Origin of the sequence: Streptomyces sp. NPDC058198, from assembly GCF_042882605.1 — a bacterium.
Taxonomy (GTDB): domain Bacteria; phylum Actinomycetota; class Actinomycetes; order Streptomycetales; family Streptomycetaceae; genus Streptomyces.
The window spans coordinates 615,633-628,326 of record NZ_JBHVVP010000001.1 but is presented as its reverse complement, the minus strand read 5'-3'; the positions used below and the strand labels follow the sequence as shown (position 1 = coordinate 628,326).

The following is a 12,694-nucleotide window of genomic DNA, read 5'->3' as shown; positions in this document are numbered from 1 at the left end:
GGAACACTGCCACACCGCTGGGGCTTGCATCCGCATCCCGCACGGAGAGGACCCTCACCACACCATGACCGGATCCCTCGGATCATCCGGATCGCCCGGAAGCCACAGATCAGCCAGATCCAGGAGAGCCGCAGCGGCGTTCGTCGCCATGGCCGCCCTGCTGACCGGTGCACTGCCCGCAGCGATCGGCGCTCCCGCGTCGCAGGCGGCCGCAGCATCCGGCTCCAAGCCCATCCCCAACGGCCAGCCCTTCAACGACACCGCCGGTGACCCCATAGACGCCCACGGGGGAGGCGTCCTCAAGAAGGGCGACACCTACTACTGGGTCGGTGAGAACAGAGCCGACGGCGGCTACATCTTCAACGGTGTGAACCTGTACACGTCCAAGGACCTTGAGAACTGGACCAACGCCGGTCAGATCCTCTCGCCCGACACACGGGACACCCAGGGCAACAGGATTCTTGGCCACTCCAAGGTCGAGCGCCCCAAGCTTTTGTTCAACGAGAAGACGAAGAAGTACGTTCTGTGGGGGCACTGGGAAACGGCCGCGAGCTACGCGGCCTCCGAGGTGATCGTCGCCACCGCCGACAAGCCCGAGGGCCCCTACACCATCACCTCCGCGGGACACTTCCGCCCGGGGGCGGGTAATGAGGGCGAAGACGCGATGGGTAACCGCGTCGGCCAGCTGGTGGAGGACTGGGACACATCGGCGAAGAGCGAGTCGAACACCGACCACGCCTACAAGCCGGCGCAGGCGGATTACCCGCCACGCATCACCGCGTACAACACTCCGAACTCGAGCAACCCGGAGAACCTCACCTATGTGAGTGACGACGACTACGGCTCCACCCAGGCCGGGAACTCGTGGACGTATGAGCTCAACGACATAGGCCACGACGTCACGCTGAAGGCGAAGGCAGTCAAGATGACCGCCTTCGACAAGTCCGCCTACGACAGGTACTCGCCCGACTACAACACGGCAGTCGGCGACTACATCGTCCGTTATCCGACGAGTGCACAGTCGGCGACCGCCGCCGCAGAGTACAAGATCGGTGACCCGGGCACCTCCCACGACGCCCTGGTGGCTCCCGCGGTCAGCCCGACGCTCAAGGAGTCCTCATCGTCCTCGGTCGTGTACGTCAAGAGTAAGGACGTCGCCTTCGTCACCAGCGCGACGGCCGACTCGATCTCGTATTTCACCACGGACGGATCCGACCCCTCGAACGCGTCCAACACCGCGCGGAAGCGTTACTGGGACGGTATGCGGATCCCGCTGGCCGGTGCCGCGGGCACGAAGACCACCGTCAAGGCCGCTACCGAGAAGGGTGGCAGGACCAGCGCGGTCACCTCGGTGACCTACGAGGTAGCAGCGGACGAATCCGCGGTTCCGATCTTCCAGCCGGTCATCAACCGCGAGGCGGGTACGTACAACACCTTCGGCTACAAGGAGCTGCGGATCTTCTCCCCGTCGTACGGGGCCGAGACCTACTTCACGATGGATGGCCGCGACCCGGAGCCCGCGCAGAAGGGCGACAACATCGGTTACGGTTCCCGCGACTTCACCGTCTACCAGGACGAGAAGACCGGCGAGGCGTACCTGGTCACCGCGCAGGATCACATCTACATGCGGGTGTGGAAGCTGAATGACGACTTCACCGACGTCGTGCCCGACATGGAGTACGACATGTATGCCGGTGACCACCGAGAGGCGCCGGCCCTGATCCGTAACGGCGGCAAGGACGGCAAGTACGTCTATCTCATGACGTCCTCCCAGTCCGGCTGGTCTCCGAACCAGGCCCAGTACGGACGTACCGAGGACATGGACGCCGGGTTCAGCAAGCCGCGCGACGAGTACGGCTACCGCAACGGTCAGGACGCCTGGACCGGCCTTCAGCCGGTCGGCGACAACACGACCTACGGCAGCCAGCCCACGAAGATCCTCAACATCGGCACCGACAGCAAGCCCACCTACGTGTACATGGGCGACCGCTGGCGTTCGGACCTGCTGATGAAGTCGACGTATGTCTGGCTGCCGCTGAAGATCGACGACGCCGGGAACGGCGGCAAGGGGCAGATGGACCTGCGGTTCACGCCGACGCTCGATGTGGACGTCAAGAAGGGCAAAATCGTCGATTCGGGCGACAAGCTGCTCTCGCTGAACAAGCCCGTCACCGCCAGTGCGCAGGTCAAGACCGCCATCGGGGGCCCGACCGACAGTCTGGAGGACTGGGAGACGACGCCCGAGCAGGAAGCGCAGGGCATGTACCGGCACTACAACGCCGAGCAGGCCAATGACGGCAAGGACTACGACGTTGACATCTACGACAACGTTGAGCAGCTCTACAAGAGCAGCGGAATGCCGTTCTCCTGGGCGGTCGACCTGGGCAAGGCCAAGGACCTGTCCTGGGTAGGGCTGTCCTTCAAGACGGTCGGCGGCTCGGACAACGTCCACCGCTACAGCGTCTTCGCCAGCAATGACGGTCAGAAGTGGACCGAGGTCGCCGACAACACCCAGAACAACCGGATCGGCTACCAGAGCCACGAGGTGACCGGGAAGTACCGCTACGTCAAGGTCACTGTGTACCAGTCCTTCGACATGGCGCACGGCAAATCAGCCGACTGGTCGCGGGGCCTGTACGAGGCCACCGTCTACGGCCGGTAGGCAGCTCCGGGGCGGGCGGCGGGTGTCACATCGCACCTGCCGCCCGCCTCTTCTCGTCCCCAACCACGATGAGAGAAAGGCACGCTCATGGCAGTCGTCCCGTGCTACGGAACCGGCATCTCCCGACGTCAGGCCCTGATGGGCGCCGCGGCTCTGCCGCTCGGTGCGCTGCCGCTCGTCGCCTCCCCGGGCAGGGCCCGAGCCCAATCCCAAGCGGGCGGGGCTGCGACCGCCACGGCCTTCCGCCTCGCCGACGAGACGCGCGCCACCAACATCAAGGTGCACTGGCAGGCCGTGACCGGCGCGGACAGATACGAGGTGCACCGAGCATGTGCGGGCCACCCCGCCCCCGTCCGTGTGGCGACTGTTACCGGCACGACGCTCGACGACTACGCGCTGCCCGCGGAGCAGACCTATACCTACCGGATCAGGGCACTGGACGTCTCCGGCGCCGAGTTGTCCACGTCAAGCACCAACACCTGCCGCACCTTTACCCCGGGCGGCGCCTTCGCCTCGTACGACAACACGCGGAAGTCATCGCTGAGCCTGAGGGCCGGTCTCGAAGCGGACGGGATCTACTACCGCTACGACTTCCGCAGCGACGCCGACGGCTTCTCGCAGGTCGTGGAGGAGACTTCCACCGACGGCTACACGTTCACGGGCAACACCGTGGTGCTCAGCCGGGATGCGACGCCCGAACTCCAGGACTCCAAGCTGGAGTCGGTGAACGTCGTCAAGAACCCGGCCACCGGCCAGTTCGTCATGTGGGCACACTACGAGAACCGCAGCGACTACACACTCGCCGAGACAGCCGTCGCGGTTGCCCGACCGGGCGGAGCCTTCACCTTCCTCGGCCATTCCCGCCCCCTGGGCCACGAGTCGCGTGACCTCACCTTCTTCGCCGACATCGACGGCACCGGCTACGTCATCTCCGCCGCACGCAACAACTCCGACCTCAATCTCTACCGCCTGACTCCGGACTGGCTGGCCGTCGCAGAGCTGAGCGCCGTCCTTTTCCCCGACCAGCACCGAGAAGCCCCGGCGCTTGTCCAGGCCGACGGCACCTATTACCTGTTCAGCTCAGAGGCGGCCGGGTGGTATCCGAGCCAGGGCAAGTACGCCTCCGCGCCGAGCACAGCGGGCCCATGGTCCGAGTTACGGGAGATCGGCAACCCGGCGACGTTTGGTGCCCAGTCCGGCGGCATAGTCGAAGTCGGCGACCGGCACGCGATGATGGCGAACCGATGGAGTGCCAATTGGCGCTACCCGGAGGCGGCCAACCAGCAGCGCATGTTGCCGATCACCTTCCATGACGGCTATGCGTCCTACGACCTCTTTGAGATAGTCGACTACGACGCCGAGGCTGGCACCCTCATCCCGGTCCAGCGCGGCCGCATCGTCTCGGCCGGCGGGCCGGCGAACGCGAGCAGCCTGAGTGAGGACGAGCCCGGCGAGGATCTCACGTACGAGCCGGCCAAGGCTAACGACGGCGACCACGTGAGCAAGGAAAACTACTACAAGTCGGGCACCGTCCCCTTCACCTGGGAAGTCGACCTTCGCCGCGCCTGCCGTGTGGACCGCATCAACATCACCACGCGCCTGGTGAACGGATCCGAGACCTACTACGAGTACACGATTGACGCCAGCGAGGACGGCAGGGTCTACAACGCTCTCGTTGACGAGAGCGCAAACCGGATCGCCGGCTTCAAGACCCACCGCGTCACCGACACCGCCCGGTACCGGTACGTGCGCCTCACCGTTACGCGGATCGTGAATATCCACAACGAGAACACGGCGGACTGGGCACGCGGGATCAATGAGCTGACTGTATTCGGGGCGAGCTGACCACCGGGCACGGGCGCGCCCCCGTCCGTAGTCACGCTCCGAACTTCCCCCAGGCAGGAGAACACGTGATGACGCCGACGACCGCGGCAGGGTCAAACATCTGTCCGGATAGGCCGAGTGAGCCTGGGGCACGACACAAACGTGAGCCGATGCCTGTCGGCAGACATTGGGTCACGCCCTGTCCCTGGCTGTCCTTGTCCCACAACGCCCTGATACAGCGGATTCCATCTCACCAATCCTGGATGTGCCATGCCAAGACGGCCCGCGCGCGCGTTCCTTCTGCCCTTCCTCTCAACCGTCGCCGTGTTCTCCGGGGCATTCACCGCACCCGCCGGCCATGCCCGGACCGCAGCGCACCACGGGGGCGAATCCCGCAAGCCCCACTACGCCGGGTACCTCTTCACCTACTTCACCGGTGAGGGCACCGCCGACGGCGAGCAGATCAGGATGGCCCTCAGTCAGGGCAACGACCCCCTGCACTGGGGCGAGCTCAACAGCGGCAATCCAGTGCTCAGCTCCACACTCGGCGAGAAAGGGCTGCGCGACCCGTTCGTCATTCGCTCTCCTGAGGGCAACACGTTCTACCTCATCGCCACCGACCTGCGCATGTACCGAAACAGCAGTGGCAGCTGGGACGACGTTCAGAGGCATGGCAGCCGATCCATCATGATCTGGGATTCCACGGACCTCGTCCACTGGACCGACCAGCGCCTGGTGGAGGTCGCTCCGGCGTCCGTCGGCAACGTCTGGGCCCCGGAGGCGTACTGGGACGACAGCCGCGGCGAATACGTCGTGTTCTGGGCCTCGAAAATGTATGCCGACGACGACCCCGACCACGCCTTCGACACCTACAACAAGATGCTGTACGCCACGACGAAAGACTTCCGCACTTTCAGTGACACGAAGGTGTGGAACGATCCCGGCCACTCAGTGATCGACGCCACGGTCATCAAGGACAAGACCACTTACTACCGCTTCACCAAGGACGAGCGTGACCCGTCGCCCTCCTCACCCTGTGCCAAGTTCATAACCGCGGAGAAATCCAATTCACTGACCGACCCGTCCTATGACCTGGTGGCCGACTGCGTCGGCAAGGGCGCGATTACCCAGGGCGAGGGTCCAACGGTCTTCAAGTCCAATACATCCAGAAAATGGTATCTGTTCGTCGACGAGTACGGCGGCCGCGGATACATCCCCTTCGAGTCCACCGACCTGAACTCGGGCCGGTGGACTCCGTCGGCCAACTACCAGCTCCCGGCCAGTCCGCGGCACGGAACCGTCACTCCGGTCACCCGGGCCGAGTACGACCGACTGCTGCGCACCTACGGCGGGCCGGGGGAGTAGCCGCGCCGCGGGCGCGTCGCCGCGCGCATCACCCGCGGCTGCCGACGTCGGCAGCGAAAACACCGCACCGACCCGACAGCTGACGATCAGCGAGGCGTCATCACCCCGACCAAAACGGCGAGGCTAGAGGTCGAAACCGGACTTTGACCTGCGGATTTGTGAGTGGCGTCAGGTGCGGTGCGGGCGCCACGGGCGAGTGCCCGGTCCTCGACCGGGCACTCGCGTCATAGAGCGGGTGAGGGTCCGGGAGCCGCGTCGGACACCACACGCATGCCCAGCCCGCGCACCCGGTAGATGCACGTGTCATCGCCCCACAGCGACGCGTCCGCCGTCGCGTAGGGCCCCCGCGCGTCCGTGCCGCTCTCCACGATGTCCATGTCCACCCGGATCAGCCGGTTGGCCGGGGTGATCTGGCCGCGGTACGTCCAGGTCGTCTCGCGGCCGGGCAGCACCGGCTCGAACCGGGGGCGTGGAATGCCGTCCGCCGCGCCGCGCTCAAGCAGGTGGCACTGGAGCAGCTGGCACATGGCCTCGACGCCCAACGACCCCGGCTGCACCGGGTCCTGGAAGAAATGGGACCGGAAGAACCACTCGTCCGGGACCACGTCCTTCTCCGACCGCAGCCGCCCGAGCCTCATGCTGCCCCCGTCCGGCCAGGAACCGGTGATCCGGTCGAGCATCAGCAGCATGGGGCCCGGCAGCCGCAGTTCCCCGGCACAGTAACGAGCGGGCCGGGCGGTCAGATCGACCACATGGTCGCAGGGCTCGTCGAGACGGGCCCGGTCCTGGGCCGACGCCGTGAGGCCCTGCTGGTGGTCGAAGGCCGCCGGCGGGAAGTAGCCGAAGACCGTGGAGAGTTCGAACAGCGGCACGCCGTCGGCCGTGCACCTCACCCGGAACGACTCGATGATCATGTCCCCGCTCCGGGAGACACGCGTCAGTTCAGCATGGGTACGGACCGTACCCGTCGCCGGAGTGACCTCACCGGTGACCGTTCCCGCCCCGTCGAGGTTGCGGAACAGCAGATCCGTGTCGGTGGTCAACGCGCTGCCCACGTACGAGGCCAGCCACCCGCAGGGTTGCAGCGCGATCTCCATCAGGACCGCGAACGGCATCGTACGGCCGCCGCTCTGCTCGAAGTACCAGGCCCGCGCGGGTACGTCGTACTCCGCGACGACACTGCTGCCCTCCTGCATACGGCCCTGCGGACCGTCCACCGAGACGATCCGGCTCATGAAGTGGTAGGGGGGACCGGGCAGCCGCGCGACCTTACGGGTGCTGTCGAAGGGCTCGTACGCGGTACCGAACGCCTCACTCGGTCTGCCCCAGGCACACGCCAGCAACGAGGTGTAGTCGAAGGGGAATCCATCGGCCGCCGTCGCCACCGGCTTCTTCTCCCGGTGCCCGGCCAGCCCGCCGAGCAGGGGGAGCGGCACCGGTGTACCGCTGCCCTGCACGACGGGCGGGCCCGAGCGCCGCCAGTGCGACAGCGGCCAGTCAGGTACGAGCCGCAGCGCCACGTCCCGGCCCAGGAATGCTCTCGCCCCGTCCACCGAGCCCAGCACATCGGCGTACAGCGTCGGCACCGGCCCGGCCGAGACACCGCGCACGAACACTTCGTAGACGACCCGCCGGCCGGCCGGAGTCGCCTGGCCGCGGCACATCGTCGTGCAGGGGTGACCGCCGACGGGCTCGAAACGCCAGCCGTCCCGGTTCACGGTGAAGCCCATGGCCGCCAGGTAGAACGCCATCGCCTGGAGACCGCCCTGGAGCATCAGGGTGCCCGGCATACAGGGGTCGTTCTTGAAGTGTCCCGCGAAGAACCAGTCGTCCGGCGACAGCGGGGTCTCGGCCCGCAGATAGCCGCGGCCCCACGGCCCTCCGGCCGGGTCGAACGAGGTCACCTCGTGGAGCAGCCGCAGTGTGCCGTCGTCGAGCCGAGGTGAGCGGACGTGGGCCGCCGTCGCCTCCCAGCCGGGGCCGAAGCAGTCCGCCGGCCGCCCCTGGGCCAGGGCCCGCACCCGGTCCGTGTCGAAGCGGGTCCGTCCGCAGCGCACCGCGGGCGGGTCGAGCGGAAGGTCGTCGCCGGGCGGCCGCTCGGCCGGATCCCACCGCACACCGCCGCTGCCGGCGAGCTCCTCGGGGGTGAAGAACCCGGCCTGGCCCTCGCGGACGCTGAGCCGGAGTTCACCGTCCACGTAGCAGTCGTAGTGGAAGAAGGCCAACCGGATGCCGTCGTGCTCCGCGTGGCCGTCGATGTGGATCTCGTAGCGCAGGGTGTCTCCCGCTTCCGGCGGGCTGCCGTGGTACGTCACCTCACAGCCCAGCAGCCGGTAGGCGCGCTCCCCCCGGTTGAGGAGGTCCACGCCCAGCCAGCTGAGCAGGAGCAGATCCGCCTGGCCCGCCTCGATCAGCAGCCCGGCCGGCATACGTCCGGTGGAGTCCAGGTACCAGCTGTCGGGCCGGACATCGGTCTCCGTCCAGATCGTCCCGTCGGTGCGCACCGGGCCGGGCGCGGCGAGCGCCGCCGGCACGGCGTCGATACCGGTGACCCGGTCCGTGAACAGCATCGGCGGCTCGGGCATCCGCGTCTGCACCACGTACGCGTCCTGCTCGGCGAACCGCGGGCCGAACAGCGTGGAGATCTCCCGGGAGGCGAGGTGCTCCAACTGGGCGCGGTCGAACTTCGGCCCCGGCCTCAGGAGTGGTGCGGGTGCCGCTTCCGGCGGGGGAGCGGGCAGGAACGCCGAGCGGGGCGTGGGCCGTGTGGGGAGCGGCGGCGGCCCGGCCGTCGCACGCGGGGCAGGGGGGCCCGGTGGCCGTACGGGAACGGGCACGGAGCTCCGCAGCGCGGTGACGGCGAGAGCGGACAGCTGCAGGAACCGCTGATGGGCCTCGGTGTGCCCGGCGGTGATCTCTTGGTGCAGCGCGGCGACCAGCAGGCTCTGCCGGAGGACTGCGGCGCGAGCGCCCGCCGCCCGCGGATCGCGCCCGTCCGAGCCTGTCGGTGGGACGTCCGGCAGGGGGCGCGGCCCCGCGGGACCGGGGCAGGGCACGGCGGCGCCGCCCGGTGCGTCGGACCGGCCGGCCTCCCGGTCCGGTACCGGCGCCAGCTCGGGGGCCCTGGGCAGGGTTACCAGGGCCGGCTCCAGTGGCGGCAGACACGGAGGCGCGGGTACGGGCACGGTGACGGTGGGCCCGGGACGCGGCACCTCCGTGGCGGCTTCCGCGAGCCGGGCGAAAAACTCCTGGGCGTGTACCGGCACGCCCGCGACGACAAGTTCGGCCACCGCCATGCAGGGCTCCCGCAGCCGGCTGTCGCCCGGGGCATCGAGTGCGACGGCCACATGGTCCCGGTCGCCGAGTACCCGCTTGATCCAGCCGGTGCACAGCTTGCGCGGCCCGTGCTCCACGAAGACCCGGACACCGTCGGCCCACGCCTGCTCGACCGTGGCCGCGAAGTCGATCGTGTTCAGTCCCTGCGCGGTGAGCGCCTCGGCGGCCCGCTCGGCCGTCGGCCGGTACGACTGCCCGGTGGCCCCGCTGTAGAACCGCACACCGGGCACGTCGACGGTCGGACGATGGTGGACTGCCCGCCATACCTCTCGGATCTCCGTCAACTCCGGTGCGTGGGCCGCCATGTCGTAGTCGAGCTCGATCGCGCGGTCGGCGCCGATCCTGGCCACGACGGCCGCGCACGCGCGGGACTCGCCGCCGATGACGCAGACTCCGGGGGCGTTCACCGCCATCAGATGGACTGCGACCTCGGCGGCGAGCTCGGCACGGACCGCTTCCAGGGGCGCACTGACCAGATAGTTCGACCAGCGGCAGCCCTCGATGCCCAGACGCTCCCAGTGGCGCCGCACCGCCCGGAGTTCACCGGTGAGTTCGGTCGTGAACAGTCCGCTGTCCCGGGTGGCGTCGTACAGCCCTGCGGCGTCCGGCCAGGCACCCAGCGCCACCAGGGCGGCCGACTCGCCCGAGGAGTACCCGAGAGCGGCCTCCGGCCGAAGGCCGAGCACCTCCCGGGTGAACACGGTGTGGTGGACGGCGAGTTCGGCGGCGCCCCAGATCTGGTCGAGGACTCCGCGCTCCGCCCGGGACCGCAGCCGTGCACCGATCGCCCCGTGTCTGGCACGGACGGCCTCGCCGAGCGACGGCAGCGCGAGCATCAGCTCGTGGCCCATACCCGGGTACGCCGCCGAGCCGTTGGTGTACACGAACGCGGTCTGCCCCGCGACCGGCCTGTCCCGGTACCGCACATCGGCCGGAAGGGCTCCGCCCTCGGCCAGCCAGCGGCGGGCGGCCTCCTTCCGGCCCGGCAACGCGTCGTCGTCGGCCACGAGCGCCAGCCGGGCCGGTCCGGTGTCGGACTCCGCACCGGACTCCAGCGCGGCCAGTACCTCCCGGCGGCCGGCCCCGGAAAAGACGTGCAGGCGCGGAGCCGGGCCCCGCAGCCACGGCAGGGCGTCCTCCGCGCGCAGCCGGACACTCGCGGTGGGCCCTTCCAACGGTGTCACCGCGACCTTCGCGGTGTGCGCGACGGTCGCGGTATCCGCAGGAACGCCCGGACGCGGCACCGCGCGGTGCTGGAGCGAGAGCGCCGCGACCGCGACGCAGACCAGCCCGTACGCGGCGTGAGCGCGCCCGAAGGCCGATGCCGGGTCGAACACCGCGTCAGGGCCGTCCCCGATGACCACGTCGGGTGCGCCGGCGGTGTCCTCGTCGAGCAGGGCGACGACGGTGTCACCGTCCCTGCGCGCGGTGTCCAAGGACTTGAGGACCAGGACGACGGCGGCGTCCCCCGGTTCGTCCTCGCGGCCGAGATCCCGCTGGGCGGTCTGATGCACCGCCTCGCAGGACAGGTCGGTGGCACCGACGAGCGCGGCGTCGACCTCCCCCGACCGGACGGCCCGGGCCGCGAGTTCCAGCGCCACCAGCCCGGACGCCTCCTCCGCCGAGACCGCGAAACCCGGTCCCGCCAGGTCGAGTTGGGTACTGATCCGGTTCGCCACCAGGTTCGGCATGGTGCCCACCACCCCCTCCGCGGTCACGGGCGGCAGGAACGCGTCCCGGGCGAGGTCCGCCGACTCGGGTGTGGCGGCGAGCCCGGCCTGCTCCAGCCAGTGGGGAACCCTCCAGCGGGCGCCCGCCCGGGCCACCTCGGGGTCCACCCCCATGCCGATGACCACCATGGTCCGCTCCCGGGGCAGGGACACCGACCGGGCGGCCTCCCGGGCGGCCTCCAGCACCAGGAGCTGATGGCGCACCGTTCGCTCCAGGGCCAGTGGCGGGAAGCACAGGTCCCTCAATTCCACGGCGATCCCGAGGGCGGGACCACGCCGCTCACCGCCCAGCACCGCCCGCCGGAAGTCCTCCGTACAGGTCCCGTCACCGACTCGGGCGCCGAGGGCGACGATCGCCACCGGCGTACGGCCGCCCGGCGATTCCCGCACCCGGGTCGGGGCGGTCACGGCGGCGGCCGGGCGGATCGGCCGCGGTACGGCGGACACCGGGTCGCCGTCCGGAAGGTCCACCACCAGATGGGCGTTGGTCCCGCCGAACCCGAACGCGCTCACCGCCGCCCGGCGCGGCCCGGACCACGGTTCCGGCGCGGTCAGCACCCGCAACGGCGTGCCCGCCAGCCCCTCCAGCGGCCGTTCCGCGCCGAGTGTCGCCGGACGGACCCCCGCACGCAGCGCGCCGAGCACCTTCAGCAGCCCGGCCACGCCCGCCGAGGCCAGCAGGTGCCCGACGTTCGACTTCACCGAACCGATGGGCACGTCGTCACCGGCCCCGAAGACCCGGGCCATACCGCGCGCCTCCACCGCGTCCCCGACCGGCGTCCCCGTCGCATGGCACTCGACGAGTGACACGGTCTCGGGCGCGACGCCCGCCGCGTCGTACGCCAGTCGCATGGCCCGGACCTGGCCCTCCTCCGACGGGCTGATAAGCCCGGCGCCGCGCCCGTCGTTGGACAACCCGACACCGCGGATCACACCGAGCACGGGCAGATGGGCGGTGCGGGCCTCGGACAGCCGCATCAGGGCGACGAACCCGGCGCCCTCGCCGTGCATCAACCCGTCCGCGTCCCGGTGGAAGGGCCGGCTGCGTCCCGTGCGGCTCGTCGCGGACAGCCCGCAGAAGCCGACATGCAGATAGAGGGGGTCCGCCCGGCTGACCGCACCGGCCACCATCAGGTCCGCCGTGCCGTCGTGCAGCCGGTCGCACGCCAGCTTGATGGCATACAGCGACGACGCGCAGGCGGCGTCGAGCGACCACGCGCCCGCGCCCAGCCCGAGGGCTCGGGCCGCGAGCCGGGCGGGCAGCCCGGACGAGAAGCGATTCCGGGCGTCGGGCCGCCGCTGGCGCTCTCCCGTCAGCAAGGCGTCACGGAGCGGGGGCCGCTGGGCGGACAGCCAGACGTGCTCGGCAAGAGCCGCCCCTGTGGGCGTGGGATAGGACAGGTTTCCCAGCACCAGCCCCGCGCGCGGCAGAGGGCCCTCGCGGCCCGCCTCCGTGAGTGCCTGCCGGATGCCGTACATGACCCAGTGGAACAGCGGGTCCAGCGACAGGATCTGCTCCGGGGCCATTCGGAAACCGCTGGGGTCGAAGACGGACTCGAACCCCCGTACGTACCCGCCGACATCGGTCCAGGTGCGGTCGAGGTGGTCGTCCACCGAGCCCATGGCCCAGTGGCGCGGCAGCCGCCACCGGTCCTCCGGGATGGCCGACAGGCTGGTGCGGCCCGCAGCGATGTTGTCCCAGAACGTGTCCGGATCGAGCGCGTCGGGCAGCACACAGCCCCGGCCGACGACGGCGATCGGTTCGAATTCCATGCAG

3 protein-coding genes and 1 pseudogene are annotated in these 12,694 nt (G+C 69.5%); 3 read left to right on the top strand and 1 reads right to left on the bottom strand.

The genetic code is table 11. The annotated features are described in order from the left end of the window. Positions 1 to 148 precede the first annotated feature (148 nt). From ACFVWW_RS02825 to ACFVWW_RS02815, 3 genes and pseudogenes are all read left to right on the top strand, one after another. Positions 149 to 2,662 (top strand): discoidin domain-containing protein, encoded by a 2,514-nt coding sequence (locus ACFVWW_RS02825; RefSeq protein ID WP_386875511.1) that lies wholly within the window; start codon positions 149 to 151, stop codon positions 2,660 to 2,662. A gap of 87 nt (positions 2,663 to 2,749) precedes the next feature. Continuing rightward, positions 2,750 to 4,507 carry a family 43 glycosylhydrolase gene (locus ACFVWW_RS02820; protein WP_386875509.1) on the top strand — a complete coding sequence of 586 codons (1,758 nt, stop codon included), beginning with the start codon at positions 2,750 to 2,752 and terminating at the stop codon, positions 4,505 to 4,507. Between the two features lie 249 nt (positions 4,508 to 4,756). Next, positions 4,757 to 5,833: pseudogene (locus ACFVWW_RS02815) on the top strand (glycoside hydrolase family 43 protein); the annotation flags it as partial. Between the two features lie 242 nt (positions 5,834 to 6,075). Here the strand turns inward: ACFVWW_RS02815 and ACFVWW_RS02810 are convergent. Next, the gene (locus ACFVWW_RS02810) at positions 6,076 to 12,690 is read right to left on the bottom strand and encodes a beta-ketoacyl synthase N-terminal-like domain-containing protein (protein ID WP_386875508.1); all 6,615 of its coding nucleotides are present in this window, start codon (positions 12,688 to 12,690) and stop codon (positions 6,076 to 6,078) included. Positions 12,691 to 12,694: the final 4 nt, after the last annotated feature.

Coding starts and splice junctions, on each gene's coding strand:
- ACFVWW_RS02825 (WP_386875511.1), top strand. CDS start 149: ATGGCCGCCCTGCTGACCGGTGCACTGCCCGCAGCGATCGGCGCTCCC.
- ACFVWW_RS02820 (WP_386875509.1), top strand. CDS start 2,750: ATGGCAGTCGTCCCGTGCTACGGAACCGGCATCTCCCGACGTCAGGCC.
- ACFVWW_RS02810 (WP_386875508.1), bottom strand. CDS start 12,690: ATGGAATTCGAACCGATCGCCGTCGTCGGCCGGGGCTGTGTGCTGCCC.